This window comes from Tardiphaga sp. OK246, from assembly GCF_900188215.1.
Classification (GTDB): Bacteria; Pseudomonadota; Alphaproteobacteria; order Rhizobiales; family Xanthobacteraceae; genus Tardiphaga; species Tardiphaga robiniae.
In genome coordinates this window covers 145,386-161,600 of the sequence record NZ_FZOX01000008.1, presented here as the reverse complement: position 1 = coordinate 161,600, position 16,215 = coordinate 145,386, and the positions used below count along the sequence as shown (strand labels likewise).

Annotated in this window: 9 protein-coding genes; 4 read left to right on the top strand and 5 right to left on the bottom strand. The window is 61.9% G+C overall.

Annotated elements, in window-relative coordinates; all coding sequences use genetic code 11:
• Window positions 1-462: 462 nt before the first annotated feature.
• From prmC to CHC01_RS28555, 4 genes are all read right to left on the bottom strand, one after another.
• Window positions 463-1,353: a peptide chain release factor N(5)-glutamine methyltransferase gene (prmC, locus tag CHC01_RS28570; protein WP_089267723.1), complete on the bottom strand. Its 891-nt coding sequence runs from the start codon at window positions 1,351-1,353 to the stop codon at window positions 463-465.
• The gene (gene prfA / locus CHC01_RS28565; protein WP_089267722.1) at window positions 1,350-2,435 is read right to left on the bottom strand and encodes a peptide chain release factor 1; all 1,086 of its coding nucleotides are present in this window, start codon (window positions 2,433-2,435) and stop codon (window positions 1,350-1,352) included. The genes prmC and prfA overlap by 4 nt, the downstream gene beginning before the upstream one ends.
• Before the next feature lie 57 nt (window positions 2,436-2,492).
• A complete protein-coding gene (gene ptsP, locus CHC01_RS28560; protein WP_089267721.1) occupies window positions 2,493-4,760 on the bottom strand; it encodes a phosphoenolpyruvate--protein phosphotransferase in 2,268 nt (755 codons plus the stop codon).
• A gap of 266 nt (window positions 4,761-5,026) precedes the next feature.
• Window positions 5,027-6,280, bottom strand: coding sequence for an aspartate kinase (locus CHC01_RS28555; RefSeq protein WP_089267720.1), 1,254 nt, complete (start codon window positions 6,278-6,280; stop codon window positions 5,027-5,029).
• Window positions 6,281-6,435: 155 nt separating this feature from the next.
• Between CHC01_RS28555 and CHC01_RS28550 the strand changes: the two genes are divergently transcribed.
• Window positions 6,436-6,903, top strand: a complete 468-nt coding sequence (locus CHC01_RS28550) for a PH domain-containing protein (RefSeq protein ID WP_089267719.1) — start codon at window positions 6,436-6,438, stop codon at window positions 6,901-6,903.
• Window positions 6,904-6,918: 15 nt separating this feature from the next.
• Window positions 6,919-7,677, top strand: coding sequence for a bifunctional 2-polyprenyl-6-hydroxyphenol methylase/3-demethylubiquinol 3-O-methyltransferase UbiG (gene ubiG / locus CHC01_RS28545; protein WP_089267718.1), 759 nt, complete (start codon window positions 6,919-6,921; stop codon window positions 7,675-7,677).
• Between the two features lie 37 nt (window positions 7,678-7,714).
• Here the strand turns inward: ubiG and CHC01_RS28540 are convergent, their stop codons facing one another.
• Window positions 7,715-8,548, bottom strand: coding sequence for an MBL fold metallo-hydrolase (locus CHC01_RS28540; RefSeq protein WP_089267717.1), 834 nt, complete (start codon window positions 8,546-8,548; stop codon window positions 7,715-7,717).
• 309 nt (window positions 8,549-8,857) lie between these two features.
• Here CHC01_RS28540 and CHC01_RS28535 point away from each other — a divergent pair, with 309 nt between their 5' ends.
• Together CHC01_RS28535 and CHC01_RS33355 are read left to right on the top strand one after the other, a co-directional pair.
• Window positions 8,858-9,691: a LytTR family transcriptional regulator DNA-binding domain-containing protein gene (locus CHC01_RS28535; RefSeq protein WP_141137192.1), complete on the top strand. Its 834-nt coding sequence runs from the start codon at window positions 8,858-8,860 to the stop codon at window positions 9,689-9,691.
• Between the two features lie 278 nt (window positions 9,692-9,969).
• On the top strand, window positions 9,970-16,122 hold the full coding sequence (locus CHC01_RS33355) for an autotransporter-associated beta strand repeat-containing protein (protein ID WP_210421720.1): 6,153 nt from the start codon (window positions 9,970-9,972) through the stop codon (window positions 16,120-16,122).
• The last annotated feature ends 93 nt before the right edge of the window (window positions 16,123-16,215 follow it).

Below are 16,215 nucleotides of genomic sequence, written 5' to 3'. Positions count from 1 at the left end.
TCGATCCAGAGTGTCACAGAGCTATGTTTCAAAGAGATGATTGCCGCAGCACATTGCGGGATGCGGACGCGTGAAGCGCCCGAATCGTCGTGCAGACCTTTGCTGCATCGATCTTGCCGTCATTCGCGTTCAACAAAGACGCGTTCCCCAACCGCCCGCTGACCATGCCAGCCGGACCAAATCACCCACCTGCCGAAACAAGGTCAGGCTTCTGTGCGTGAAGTTTAAAGCGCAATATCAGGCTTTCGTTCGCTTTGCGGTCGCGAGCAGCGCAGCTCTCTCAGCCATCGCGCTCAACCAAACCTGCCTGTTGGAACCTTTCACCCGGACGGGCTCTCTAGCGAGAATTCTGGCTTCCTGCCGTAAATCTACGGGGCGAGCCAACCCTGAACCGATGTTGTGACAGGAAGGTAGTCGCTCCCCGGGGATATTCCAAGTGGTTTTTTCTGTCGCAAGAAGGCTTTATCGGGGCTTTTTTTGTCCCGATACCGCCCTGCGAATGCCGCCCAGATCGGCTTTGGCCGGCCCCGGCAGGGTTAACCCGGACATCGTCATCAGACCGGCGACATCGTCGCTTTGGTCGTGGCCCACCTCGACCACCAGGAGGCCGCCGGGCACCAGCAACCGGGCGGCTTCGGGGGCGATGGTTCGATAGGCATTTAATCCGTCTTTTCCACCATCCAAGGCGCGAAGCGGGTCGTGGTCGCGCACCTCGATGTCGAGGCCGGCAATGTCGGCCGAGGGAATATAGGGCGGATTGGAGACGATCAGGTCGAAGCCGCCGGCCAGGGCTGAGGCATAGTCGCAGACAGCGAAATGGGCGCGCTCGATCAAGCCGAATTGCGCAGCGTTGGAGCGAGCCGTTCGCAGGGCGTCGAGATTGATATCGGTCGCAATGCCGGTGGCGTTGGTTAACTCCGAAAGCAGCGCCAGCAGGATTGCGCCGGAGCCTGTGCCGAGATCGGCGATCACAAGCGGACGGTCACGCGGACCTGTCGCATCGAGAAGTTCGAGCGCCGCCTCGACGAGGGTTTCGGTATCGGGACGGGGCACCAGCGTGTCGGGCGATAGCTGCAGCGGCAGACCCCAGAATTCTTTCATGCCTAGGACACGGGCCACGGGTTCGCCATCGATGCGGCGCTGTGCGAAGCGGGCAAGTAGGGCCGCTTCATTGGACGTCAAGATGCGATTCGCAGCCGAGATCAACCCGGTCAGATCGAGTCCGAGCGCGTCGCCTGTCAGCAAGCGCGCGTCGAGTTCAGCGGAATCGATGCTGTGGGTGCGGAGCAGAATGGTCAATGAGCGTCGTGCGTTCTCGACGCTCTGTCCGGCGAACATGTCGCCGGCGCTCACGCCGCGTCGCCCTGGGCAGCGAGTTGTGCAGCCTGATGCTCTGTCGTCAGCGCATCGACCAGTTCGCCCAACGCTTCGCCGGCAATCACCTGCGGCAGCTTGTAGAGCGTGAGATTGATGCGGTGGTCGGTGACGCGGCCCTGCGGGAAATTATAGGTGCGGATGCGCTCCGAGCGGTCACCGGAGCCGACCTTCTCCTTGCGCTCGGCCGAGCGGGCGGAATCGATACGCTGCTGCTCGGCGTCATAGATGCGCGAGCGCAGGATGTTCATCGCCGAAGCGCGGTTCTTATGTTGCGAGCGGCTGTCCTGCATCATCACCACGATGCCGGTCGGGATATGCGTGATGCGGATCGCTGATTCGGTCTTGTTGACGTGCTGGCCGCCGGCGCCCTGGGCGCGCATCGTGTCGATGCGCAGGTCGTCCTGCTTGATGTCGATATCCACTTCTTCGACTTCGGGCATGACAGCGACCGTTGCCGCCGACGTGTGAATGCGCCCCTGAGTTTCCGTATCGGGCACGCGCTGCACGCGGTGCACACCGGATTCGAATTTCAACTTGGCGAAAGCACCGCGGCCCTTCACCTCGGCGATGATTTCCTTGTAGCCACCCATGGTGCCTTCGGACGCCGAAATCACCTCGACCTTCCAGCCGGCCAGTGCCGCGAAGCGCTCATACATTCGGTACAGGTCGCCGGCGAACAGTGAAGCCTCGTCGCCGCCGGTGCCGGCACGGATTTCCAGCACCACGTTGCGCTCGTCCATCGCATCCTTCGGCAGCAGCGCCACGCGGATTTCCTGCGCCAGCGCCTCGATGCGTTCTTCCAGCGCCGGGCGCTCGGCCTGCGCCATCTCGCGCATCTCCGCATCGGTCGAAGTGTCGGCGATCATCGCATCGATATCTTTGAGCTCTGCAAGCGCGCCGCGATAGGTCTTCACCGCGTCGATCAGCGGATTGAGCTCGGACAGCTCGCGCGTCATCTTCACATAATTCTCGGCGCTGACCTGACCCATCAGTTGTGCCTCGAGCGAGGCATGATGGGCGAGGAGAACGTCGAGTTTTGTTTCGGGTAGCAGGGACATCGTGGAATCTCGGAGATCGCGGAAAGGGGAAAGCGCGCCGTGCGGGCAAGAGCCTCGCTACAACGACAGTCCCTCGGCCTCAGCGAATTCGGTGAGCTTCTGCCGAATCGAGACGCTGCCCGAGGGGGCGTCGAGCAGTTGTGTCATCAGCGCCTCGGCCTTTTTGGCATCGAGGTCGAGAATCATTGCCTTCACGGGGCCGTGCGCGGTGGCCGACAGCGACAGCGAGCGATAGCCCATGCCAATCAGCGCCAGCGCGCCGATCGGCTGCGAGGCCATCTCGCCGCACAGCGAGACGTGACGTTTGGCGGCGTCGCCCTTTTGCACGATCTCACGCAGTACGCGCAGGATCGGCGCCGACAGCGTATCGAAGCGTTCCGACACCTTGGCATTGCCGCGGTCGACAGCGAACAGGAACTGGAACAGGTCGTTGGAGCCGACCGAGACGAAGTCGACCTTCTTCAGGAGTTCGTCGAGCTGATAGACTAGCGCAGGCACCTCGATCATGGTGCCAACATCGATCCGCTCTGGCAGCGCATGGCCATGCTGGCGCAGATAAGTCAGCTCGCGTTCGATGATCGCCTTGGCCTGATCGAATTCGGCTACTTCAGAAATCATCGGGAACATGATGCGCAGCGCCCGCCCGCCGCCGGCGCGCAGCAACGCGCGGATCTGGCCGCGCAGCAGGCCGGGTCGATCGAGGCCAAGACGGATCGCGCGCCAGCCTAGCGCCGGGTTCTCCTCGACGATGGTCTCCATGTAGGGGAGCGCCTTGTCGCCGCCGATATCGAGGGTGCGGAACGTCACCGGCTTGGGGCCGGCAGCATCGAGCACCGCACGATACAGCGCCAGCTGATCGCTGGAGCGGGGCAGGCTTTCCCCGACCATGAATTGCAGTTCGGTGCGGAACAGGCCGATGCCCGCCGAGCCGGTATCGTCGATATGCGGCAGGTCGATGATCAGGCCGGCATTGATCAGCAGGTCAACCTTCTGGCCGTCCTTGGTTACGCAGGGAAGGTCGCGCAACGCTGAATACTGCGCCTGTCGCCGTGCGCGGAACCGCACGCGTTCGGCATAAGCGGATTCGATCTCGGCGGAGGGCCGAATATAGATCGAGCCCGAGGTGCCATCGACGATGACGGCGTCGCCTGGATCAGCAATGCCCGGCGCATTTGCGACTTCGCCGATCGCGGGAATGCCGAGCGCGCGTGCCACGATCGAGACATGCGAATTAGCCGTGCCTTCCTCCAGCACCAGGCCACGCAGCTTCTTGCGATCGTAGTCGAGGAGGGCGGCTGGGCCCATCGCGCGTGCGATCAGGATCGCATTGTCCGGCATCTGTTCGCGCGACGGCGCGTGATCCTGGCCGACCAGCTGCCGCATCAGGCGGTGGCCGAGATCTTCAAGATCGTGCAGGCGGTCGCGCAGATAGGGATCGGTGGAACGCAGCATGCGCGCACGAGTATCCGACTGCACGCGTTCGACGGCGGCTTCGGCGGTGAGGCCGGTGGCGACGGCTTCGTGCAGCTTGTGCGACCAGCCGTGGTCATTGGCGAACATGCGATAGGCTTCGAGCACATCGCGGTGCTCGCCGCCGTCGGCGACGTCGCCGCGTTCCAGCATGCGGTCGAGGTCCGAGCGCAGCTTGGTCAGCGCGGTGTCCAGCCGTTTGATTTCCTTCGGCAGGTCTTCGGCGATGTAATTGGTGATGACGACGCGCGGCTCGTGCAGCACTACATGTCCGAGCGCGATACCATCGGAAAGGATAGCGCCGGTCTTGTGCAGGGAATGCCGCGCAGCGGGCTCGGCGCCCGGCTGCGCCAGCGCCGATAGCTCGCCGGAGGCGATCATCTCGGCGAGTACCATTGCCGTTGTCTGCAGCGCCTCGACTTCCTCCTCGACATAAGTGCGCTTGGCGCGGTTCTGCACCACCAGCACGCCGAGCGTATTGCCGGCGCGCAGGATCGGCACGCCTAGGAACGAGTGATAGATCTCTTCGCCGGTCTCCGGGCGGAACGAGAACGCCGGATGGCTCTGGGCGTCGTTGAGATTCAGCGGTGTGGCTTCGGAGGCGACCAGGCCGACCAGGCCTTCATGGGAGCTCAGCACGGTCTGGTGGACGGCGTCGCGGTTGAGGCCTTCGGTGGCGTAGAGCTCGAGTGTATTGTCGACGCGCAGCACGTATGTCGAGCAGACTTCCGCCACCATATTGGCGGCGATCAGCACCACGATCTTGTCGAGGCGTTCCTGAGCGCTGACCTGCTCCGCCATCACTTCGCGGAGCCGTCTCAGCAAGACTCGGGGGCCACCCGACGCGCTCCGCATGTGCCGACACCCTCCCCACGAGGCCGACACCTGACAAAAGCCGTGCGCCGACGCTAAGCCTCAGAAAACAATAGAATTTGCACCGCCGCGCAACAAGAGGCGCAGCGACAGAACCGTATCAGATTGTCCGAAACGGCGCCCTCAGCCGCAACGGCTGCCCATGCAGGCCGTATAGCGAATTGAGGCTTGTTTTGCCAAGCAAAACACCTGCCAGACAAGAAACACACCGTTCACATCAAAATAACGGATGTTTCAGGAAAAATTTTCTACGCTTTGTCGAGACCATACAGCGTGTGCAGGGTGCGAACCGCCAGTTCCGTATAGGCTGTATCGATCAAGACCGAGAACTTGATCTCGGACGTGGTGATTGCCCGGATATTGATCTGGCGCTCGGAAAGGGCGGCGAATGCTTGCGCGGCGACGCCGGCATGGCTTCGCATGCCCGATCCAATCACCGAGACCTTGGCGACATCGGTTGCGCTATCGATGCGGGCATAGCCGATTTTGGCCTTGGCCGCCGTGATGGTCTCTTTGGCACGGGCATAGTCGGTGGCCGGGACGGTGAAGGTCAGGTCCGTGGTCTTGCCGTCTTCGGAGACGTTCTGGACGATCATGTCCACATTGATGTTGGCTTCGGCCAATGGCACGAAGATCGAGGCGGCGACGCCCGGCTTGTCCTCGATCTGGCGGACGGAAATCTGGGCCTCGTCCTTGGAAAAGGCGATTCCGGTAACGACGTGGCTTTCCATGATTTCCTCCTCGCTGCAGATCAGCGTGCCCGGCGGGGTGCCGTGCGGGTCGATGTCTTCGGGTTTGTCGAAACTTGAGCGCACGAAAATCGGCATATTGTGGGTCATGCCGAGTTCCACGGAGCGGACCTGCAACACCTTGGCGCCCTGCGACGCCAGTTCCAGCATTTCCTCGAACGCCACCTTGTTCATGCGTTGTGCCTTCGGCACGACGCGCGGATCGGTGGTGTAGACGCCATCCACGTCGGTATAGATGTCGCAGCGGTCAGCCTTGACGGCGGCGGCAATTGCCACTGCCGAGGTATCGGAGCCACCGCGGCCGAGCGTGGTGACGCGGCCGGTCTCGGCATGGATACCCTGGAATCCGGCGATGACGGCCACTTCCTTGCGCTCCTTGAAGCGCTTGATGAGCTTGTCACCGTCGATCTCGTCGATTCGGGCCGAGGCATGGGCGTCCGACGTCTTGATCGGGATCTGCCAGCCCTGCCAGGAGCGGGCCTGGATGCCGATGGTCTGCAGTGCGATCGCCAGCAGGCCGGCGGTCACGAGCTCACCGGACGCAACGATCGCGTCGTATTCCCGGGCGTCATGCATCGGCGACACTTCGGTGCACCAGGCCACCAGTTCGTTGGTTTTGCCTGACATCGCCGACACCACGACCGCGACCTCATGACCGGCATCGACCTCGCGTTTGACGTGCTGCGCGACGTTGCGGATGCGGTCGATGTTGGCGACGGACGTACCGCCGAATTTCATAACGAGCCGGCCCATGACGAGTGGTGCATTCCCTGACGACAGTGGGTAAAGATACCGCGCACTACGCACGCGGGCGAAAACGCGCGTATACATAGCGGCGAGGGTGGGGGCAAGCAACCCGGCTTCCTGGTCCCTTAGAACGCACCGAGACAGGGCATTTTGGACGGTTTATGGGGCGCTATATCGACGATATCCTGCAGCCGGGCGAGAAGGTGCTGTATTCCAGCAACTTGCACTGGGTGGTCTATGTCCCGGCCATCGCGGCCTGGATTGTCTCTGCGGCTTTGCTGGTCCTGACGCGTTACGCGATCAACGAAACCCTTGTTCTGCTCTGCCTGGCATCTTCGGCCGTAGTGGCCTTCGCGGCGCTGTACTGGTCGATGAAGGGCTGGTTCCAGCGCTGGACGACCGAGACGGATGTCACCACGCTGCGGGTCGTGCACAAGGAAGGCTTCATCACGCGCAAGACTTTCGAGATCAGTATCGACAAGGTCGCGAGCGTCAGCGTCAATCAGAGCATTCTGGGACGCATCTTGAATTATGGTGACATCGCCATCGAGAACATGGGTGACGATGAAGAGATCATCAAGATGATCGCGTCACCACTCGCATTTCGCAGCCACATCACAGCGCGATAGGACAACGGCTCCACAATGGCCATGCAATCCAGCTATTCCGATGCTTCCGCATCCTCCGTCGATGCCAGCGAAGTCGCGAAATTCTCGAAGCTGTCAGAGGAGTGGTGGGATCCGCGCGGCAAGATGGCGCCGCTGCACAAGATCAACCCGCTGCGCCTGACCTATATTCGCGACGCCGCCTGCCGCAAGTTCGATCGCAATGTTCGCAGCCTGAATTGCCTGAGCGGATTGCGCATGCTCGATATCGGTTGCGGGGCTGGTTTGCTGTGTGAGCCGTTCACGCGGCTCGGCGCACAGGTGATCGGCATCGATCCCTCCGCCACCAATATCGCCGCGGCCAAGTTGCACGCCGACAAAGGGCATCTGTCGATCGATTATCGGTGCACCACCGTCGAGGAGATGGACGTGCGTGAGCGCTTCGACATCGTGTTGGCGATGGAAGTGATCGAGCATGTGGTCGATGTTGGTGTTTTCCTCGATCGCTGCGCGTCGATGCTGAAGCCCGGTGGCCTGATGGTGGTCTCGACGCTAAATCGAAACTGGAAGAGCTTTGCGCTCGGCATCGTCGCCGCCGAATATGTGCTGCGCTGGCTGCCACGTGGGACCCATCAGTGGGACAAGTTCGTCACGCCGGACGAACTCGCGCATCATCTGTCGCGCAACAAGCTGGAAATCACCGAACAATCAGGCGTGGTCTACAATCCGCTCGGTGACCGCTGGACGCTGTCGTCCGATATGGACGTGAACTATATGGTGGTCGCGGAAGAGGTGTAGCGTTTCAGCTTCTGCCTGCTTCAGCCTCGCCGGCGCGTCAAACCCCGTTGAGAATAATCACCGTCGGTGCCTTGGGCAGCGCATTGAGTGATATCGTCAGCGTTTGGGCGCTGCGCTGGTCGATTTCGAAATCTTTTCCGATCTTTGTCATGAAGTCGCTGAGCGGTGTCATGAAGCGATGCATGGGCAGCACCACCGAGGCGCGCAGCCGCTTGGTGATCTCGGATACGCCGTCGAGGGACATTGTGTAGCTGCCATCGATCGGCACCATCACGATGTCGAGCCGGCCGATCGCGGCGAAGTGGCTCTCGTCGAGCTTGTGATGCAGATGGCCGAGATGGCCGATGCACAGGCCGGCAACCTCGAAGATGAAGATCGAATTGCCGTCCTTCACCATCTCGCCGCCGGCGTCATCGCCATAGTAGCGGCGGATGTCCGTCGTGACGTTGCGGATCAGCACGTCGCCGATGCGCTCATGGATCTGCGCCGGCTGTCCACTCTCGCCCCACCCATGCAATACCGTCTTGATGCGCGGGTCGGGATACAGCGTGTAGTGGGTGCTGTGGGCCCGGTTCATCGTCACCACATCCGGGATGCGATCGAGCTTGTAGATGCCGTTATAGTCGGTGGCGATGGTCACGCCGCCGGGTGTGTCGATGTAATAGGTGGAGTGCCCGGCATAGGTGATGGAGACTTCATCGGCCTTCGCAGCAGTCCGACGCAAACTGACTGGAATTGCGAGTGGTGGCCGTGTGGCCATTGCCAGACACTCACTGCCGCGCGGGGCATTTTGCGCGAGTGCTGGGGTAACAACCCAACTCATTGCCCAACAAGTCAGGGTGCCGAGGACGACAGGCAGAAATCGCAGCATGATCCGGCAGTCTCCGAATGCGCTTTGCTTCAATGTATCGCCAAAAGCGGACGCTGCAATGCTGGTTGTGGCGCCGGAGACTGCCCAAGATCGCGGCGCATCGCACAGTGTGGATGCCCGGGTGCCGCGATGGAATAGTCGCCATTCTGCAGGGATTGACACGTTGCCGAAGGTAATATGGTTGGGTAGATCTTGTGACCACTACCGTGAGCATTGCAGTTGTCATCCAATTCAGCCCAGCCCTGGGAATTCGTCAGCCGCGATGATCGTGTTGCGGCGTCGCAATCGGGCTGGGTGTTTGACACTGCGATGCTGCTGCTGACGCGACCACTTGATGCGGCGATTGCCGAGATACTCCAAGTCATAGGCGTGGAAGCCGAAGCAGATCGCGCATGGATGTTCGAATACGACGTCGACCATCTGCGCTTTCGCAACACCCATGAGTGGAGTCGCGGCGGAGTCGGATCCTTTGTGCAGGATTTGCAGCATGTGCCGGTCACAATGATCGGCTGGCTGCATCAACGGCTAGTCCTGGGGCAGGCTGTGATGGTCAATGACATCGAGGCACTGCCGCGCAGTGCCGGTGCGTTGCGCGCTGAGTTTATTCGGCAGAACAACAAAAGCGTACTCAGCGTGCCGGTGTTTCATGACGGCAGGCTCGCCGCCTGTATCGGTTTCGATGCGGTCGCAGCGCCGCGCCGGTGGTCAGATGAAATCGCTGATCTGTTTCGTTGTGCCGATCTCATCGCGGCGGCGCGCTATGGCCGGTCGCCGATCACTTCTGGTGAGGAAGATTCGCAGGCCGCGTATCCCGCACTGATCTACCTGCGCCGCGCGCATGGCATTCTCGGCACGCCATTGACCGAAATCGTCGGCCTGCGCTCCTCCAAAGACTATACCGAGGTGTGGCTGGTGGATGGCGCGATGGTGCTCGATCCAAGGCCGCTGACCCAGTGGCTGGGCCTGATCCCGCCCGGCTGGTTCGTTCGTATTCATCGCACGGCCGTCGTCAATCATCAGTTCGTGCGCGAGGTCGTGCGCCGGTCGAGCGGGGCATGGCAATTGCGCTTGCATGACTATGAAGACCATTGGCCGGTGTCGCGCGCTGGCCGAGCTGAGTTACGCGCGCATCTTGGCGTTTGAACGACACCAAGCGAGATGAATGCAAGCACGTTGACGACTCACATTCCGCGTGCCGATTGCTATCAATCGCGTGCCGATCACGACTTAACAAATCGTTAGCGACGTCATTGTGTTGAGTATTTTCCGCGTTGTGTGTTGCTGCATTTCAACACGCGAAAAACCTGTAGGGCGTTCGTCGAACCTATAGGTCGATTCGTCGATCTTTGATTGCGACTCGTCATGCGATCACGTGTCTCATGGAACTTCACTCGCGTGAATCTGCGAGCTGGAGTCGAATCGTGAAGCTCCCAGTATTTTTAGTCGTCAGCACAGCGCGCCGCAGCGGCTCGGGTACGAGCAGCGGCACCGGCGTGCGCCCTGCTAACACATTGATGTCGTCGACAGCCATGACGCTGTCGTTGCTGTTGCTTGTCGGCCCGGTGCTGGTGGTTGCGGCGATTGCCTCGTCGCAAGCGGTTCATGCGCAGGCCTCGGGCGTCGGTGGAAATGGCGGAGCACATGCAGTCAGCAATCCGAAAGCGGGCGGGGTCGGTGGTGTGATCGACCCCGCAAATGGTGGTGGCGGTGGTGGCGGCGGCGGCCGGGATGCTGACAAGAAACATCCGAAAGATGCCGACGTCGGCAATGGCGGTAAGGGTGGCAGCGGCGCGAATGCCAAAGGCGGAGGACTCGGCGGGCAGGGCGGCGCGCCGGGCTTCAATGGTGCTCAGCTCCAGGGCGGCGATATCCAGGGCGAGATGGGACAATACGGCCTGTTTCCCGAGAAGGGCAAAGGGGCCGATGGTACCAACTGGTTTCACGGAATGGGTCATGACGGCGGCAGCGGTGGCGGCGGAGGCGGCGGCGGCACCGGCGCGATCTTCAGCGGGTCATTCGTTCCCGGCAATCAGTTCATCGCAGGCGGCAGAGGCGGATACGGCGGCGTCGGTGCCAATGGTGGCGATGGCGTGTTGGCCTTTTATGGCACCTTCATGGAGCCCGGTTACGGCGGCGGGGGAGGCGGAGGGGGAGGCGGAGGGGGAGGCGGCATAGGTCTCTTCTCCAGCGGAGACGCTTTAGAAACGCTTGCACCGATGATCAGAGGTGGTCTCGGCGGTTGGGGCGGCGCCGGCGGCGGTGGAGGCACTGGCGCCCCCGATGCTATCGGCAATTACTGTCCCGGCGGACAGCCACCCTGCATCACCACTGCGACCGACGGCGGCATCGGAGGTGATGGCGGCAGTGGTGGCAATGGTGGCAACGGCGGCGCCGGCATCGTCGTCTCAAGAGCGCGCATGACGGTCGTAGAAGGCGGTGCATCGGTGCTTGGTGGAGCCGGCGGCGGCGGCGGGGCCGGTGGATCTGGCGGCCAGGGCGTTTCCGGCGGCAATGGTGGCAATGGCGGTGCTGGCGGTAGCGGCGGAGATGGCGTCGTGTTGACGAGCCCCGGCACCATACGCGTCGAGCGTGGCGGACTGGTGCAAGGCGGCGACGCGGGGGTCGGCGGCGCTGCCGGCCCGGGCGGCGGCGGCTGGGAGCTCGGCAATGGAAGCAACGGTCACGCCGGTGCGAATGGAGCGGCGGGAGTCGCCATCCTTGGGCAGAACGCCGGCATAACGGTCGTCGCGGCCGGGACGATCGAGGGCGGGCGAAACGTCGACGGATCGCGCGCTGCGGCGATTCTGTTCACCGGCGGTGGCAACAGGCTGGAGCTATGGTCCGGCGCGAACATTACAGGCGATGTCGTCGTCGGCCTGGATGCGAGCAATCCCAATATCTTTGCGTTGGGTGGCAATCAGAACGCGACGTTCGATCTCTCCGGATTGGGCACGAAGTATCGGGGCTTTTCGGTGCTGGAAAAAAATGGCGACGCCGTCTGGACGCTTTCGGGGATATCGGCATCCTTCGCCGGCGATTTGCGCGCCAATGCCGGCAGCCTGGCCTTTGCTGGTGGCGCCAGACTGACGACGGCCAATGGCTATGTCGGCTATGACAGCGGCACCGATGCCAATGTCACCGTCTCTGGCCCAGGCGCATCGTGGCTCAATGCCAATCTGTTCGTCGGCTATCGCGGCACCGGCTCGCTCCTGATTGCCGATGGCATGCATGTGACTGCAGCCACCGCTTCAATTGGCAACGATGCGTCTTATGTCGCGCATGGCACGGTGAAGGTCGATGGCATCGGGTCGGCGCTCGATGCCCAGACCCTGAAGATCGGCGCAGCGTCCGTCGGCGCGCTGACGGTGAGTAATGGGGGCGTTGCGAAAGCGCGTACGATTCAAGTAGGCGCCTCTGGTGTCAGCGGTGCGTTGAGTATCGGATCCGAGCCCGGGGCAGCGGCTCTGGCGCCTGGTGTTGTGACAGGCCCGATTGAACTCGCACAAAGCGGCACGCTCAATTTCAACCATACGAGCGGCGACTATCTCTTCAATAATCTCATCACCGGCAATGGCGCGATCAATGTGCTGTCAGGCACCACGATCCTGTCCGGCCGCAGTGCTGCTTTCACGGGCACCACGGAAATCCTGAGCGCAACGCTTGGCGCGACCGGACAACTCGGCGGCACGGTTAATGTCGATGCGGGCGGACGCCTCACCGGCAATGGCTCCGTCGGAGCTACCACGGTGCTCAATGGTGGCACTCTTGCGCCGGATGGCACGGGTCGTCTGACGGTGAACGGCAACCTGTCGATGCTCGCCGGCAGCGCCTTTGATTTCAATCTCGGCCATTTTTCGAACGGCGCAGCCTCGACGACGTCAGCGAGCGTCTTTGCAAATGGCGATGTTTCGCTCCACGACGTGACGTTCAATATCAGTGGTACGGGCGAGCCTGCGGTCGGTTACTATCGTATGATCAACTACACCGGCGGTTCGTCAATCTCCGGACTGACCATCGGCACGACGCCCCCGATCTCGGGACTGTTTCCCGTCACCTATTCGATCGACAGCTCGCGGCTCCATGTGGTCGATCTCATTGCTTCGCCCAACGGCACCGACATCCTTCAACGTTGGGATGATGCGTCGAGCGGCACCGCGGGTGGCAGCGGAACCTGGAATGCGCTCAACAACAATTGGTTTGATTTGGCCGGCGTTGCCAATACCCAGTGGGGATCCATTTATGGCGTCTTCAACGGCCCGGGCGGCACGGTCACGATAGATGGATCGCAGAAATTCTATGGGCTGCAATTCGTCGGCGGTCTCTACAACCTTGTTCAAGGCACTGGCGAACTGCGGCCAACCGCGCTGGGCGGTTCGGACGGTATTGGTGAGCTGCGTGTTCTGTCCGGCGAGACGGCGACGATTTCGGCTCCGATTGTAGGCGCCGGTGGTGTGAACAAGACGGGTGGCGGCACGCTCGTACTCGCTGGCGCCAGCACCTATGCTGGCGGCACGACCGTCAGCGGCGGCACGCTGCAGATTTCGTCGAATGCAAATCTCGGCGCTGCAACCGGCGGTCTCACCTTCGACAACGGCATCTTGCATACGACTGCAAACATCGCCTCGGCGCGGAACGTATCGTTACTCGGCATAGGCGAGATTGATACCGACGCCGCAACGGCGCTGGTGCTCGCCGGTACGGTGTCCGGCACCGGCAGCTTGATCAAGGCCGGCGACGGCACTCTGATGTTGGCCAATACCAACAGCTGGACTGGCGGCATGCTGCTCGAAGCTGGCACGCTGCAGCTTGGCGCTTCCGGTGCACTGCCCAACGGCAGTGACGTGATCGTCTATAGCGGCAAGCTCGATCTCAACGGTTACAACACCACGACGCATTCGCTGATCGGCTTCGGTGGCGAGATTGCACTCGCCAGCGCACAACTGACGCTCGATCAGGCAAGCGATACGGTCATCGCAAGTACAATCACGGGCGTGGGCGGCAGCCTCGTGAAATCCGGCAGCGGCACGCTGCTGTTGTCTGGAGCGAATACTTACACGGGCGGCACGACAGTTTCCGGCGGCGCCGTTGCAGTTCTCGCGGACGCCAATCTCGGTACGGGCACGCTGACGCTCTCGGGTGGCACGCTGCTGACGCTGGCCGATATCACGTCCGTGCGAAGTATTGTGCTTTCCGGCAGCGGCACAATCGAGACGCTGTTCGGTACGACATTCTCGGCTATGGGAGATGTCTCGGGCGCCGGCGCATTGACCAAGGATGGCTGGGGCACGTTGGTTCTGGCAGGCATCAGCTCTTTCAGCGGCGGCACGACGATCAATGCCGGCACGCTGCAGATCGGCAATGGCGGCACCGCCGGCACACTGTCCGGCAACGTCACGAACAATGGTATTCTGGCATTCAACCGATCCGATAATTTCTCCTATAACGACGTCATCTCCGGTCCCGGCGCTTTCATCCAGGTCGGCGCAGGCCTTACGGCGTTTAGCAATGACAACACCTACAGCGGCGGCACGTTGATCTCTGCCGGTACGCTGCAGCTCGGCACTGGCAGCACAGCGGGCTCTATCATTGGCGATGTCATCAATAATGGCACGTTCCAGATTTTCCGTTCCGATGTCTACACATTCGGTGGCACGATCACGGGAATCGGCATGTTCCGGCATGTCGGCACCGGCACGACGGTCCTGACGGCAGACAATACTTACAGCGGTGGCACGGAGATCACGCAGGGCATTCTGCAGATCGGTGATGGTGGTTTCACAGGATCGATCATCGGCAATGTCATCAACAATGGCGAACTTGTCGCGAAGCGCGACGGGCTGCTGACATTGGCGGGTGCCATCTCGGGCAGCGGTTCATTCACGCAGAGTGGCTTGGGCATTACGCGCCTCGACGGACTCAATAGCTATACGGGCGCCACCGACGTCAAGGCCGGAACGCTCAGCGTCAACGGCTCGATCGCCGCATCATCGCTGGTGAGCGTCGAACGCGGTGCGACGCTCGGCGGCAACGGCATCGTCAGCACCACACAGATCCAGGATGGCGGCATGCTGTCGCCCGGCAATTCGGTCGGGCTGCTGTCCGTACAAGGCAATCTGACGTTTGCCGCTGCTTCGAGCTACATGGTCGAGGTATCTGGCTCGGCGGCGGACCGGACCAATGTCACAGGCACCGCGTCGCTCAACAATGCAGGCGTTCGCGTCAGCTTCGATCCCGCGGCCTATGTACGTGAACGCTACACCATTTTGAATGCCCCAGGCGGCGGCATCGCAGGCAGGTTCAGCCCAAATATCGTCAGTGACGAGCCACCCTCGTTCATCACGACGCTGAGCTACGATGCTCAAAACGTCTATCTCAATGTTGATCTGAAGCTAACCGGTCTCAACATCAATCAGAACAATATCGCTTCGTCGCTGAATGCCTATTTCGGCAGCCATGGCGGCATCCCCTATGCGCTCGGCGCGATGGCGCCGGAAGATCTGACGCAATCGTCGGGCGAACTCTCGACCGGCGTGCAACAGAACACCGTGCAGGCCATGACGCAGTTCATGGGCGTGCTGACCGATCCCTTCGCTGCCAATCGCGGCCTCGCAACCGTGAACACAGCTTCGAATGCCTTCGCGGCGGCCGATCGTTCACTGACGCCCTGGCGCGACGCCCACGGTGCGATCACCAAAGCGCCACCTGTGGCGGTGAGCTTCGAAGCGCGCTGGAACGTCTGGGCTGCGGGCTTCGGTGGTGGTCAGGCGACCGACGGCAATACGGTCGTTGGTTCGCACAATAGCAGTAGCCGGATCGGCGGCATTGCCGTCGGTGCCGATACCTGGCTGTCGCCACAGACGCTTGCCGGCTTCGCCGTGGCTGGCGGCGGCACCAGCTTCGGCTTGTCGGATAATCTCGGTTCAGGACATTCGGACCTGTTCCAGATAGGTGGTTTCATCCGCCATCACCAAGGCCCCGCTTATATCACAGCTGCGCTCGCTTACGGATGGCAGAACGTCACTACGGAACGGCTGGTGACCATCGTCGATGCCGACCGGCTGCGCGCGAACTTCACCGCGCACGCTTTCTCGGCGCGCGCCGAAGCCGGTCATCGGAGCGTGCTGCCGTGGCTTGGCGGCGTGGGTTTGACGCCTTATGCCGCGGGCCAGGTCACGAATATCGACCTGCCGGCCTATGCAGAGGCGCTTGTCTCCGGCGGCAATGATTTTGCGCTCAGTTACACCGGACGCAACGTCACTGCCATGCGTAGCGAACTTGGCCTCCGCACCGACAAGTCCTTTGCGCTTGATGGCACGCTGCTCACGTTGCGTGGCCGCGCCGCTTGGGCGCATGATTTCAACCACGACCGCGTCGCGCAGGCGTCGTTCCAGTCGCTGCCCGGGGCTAGCTTCATCGTGAACGGCGCGGCGATGGCACCCGATGCTGCGCTGACCAGCGCGAGTGCGGAGGTCATGCTCGGCAGCGGGCTGTCGGTCGCGGCGACCTATGAGGGCGAGTTCTCCAACCTCACCCGCAGCCATGCCGGCAAGGGCGTCGTGCGCTTGGTCTGGTAAGCCACGTCCAAGGCGGTCGCTATCGCATCGCAGGCATGGGCGCTGGCCGCTTGACCCTGCGGCGTGACGCAGTCAGGTTCCGCGCCATCGCTC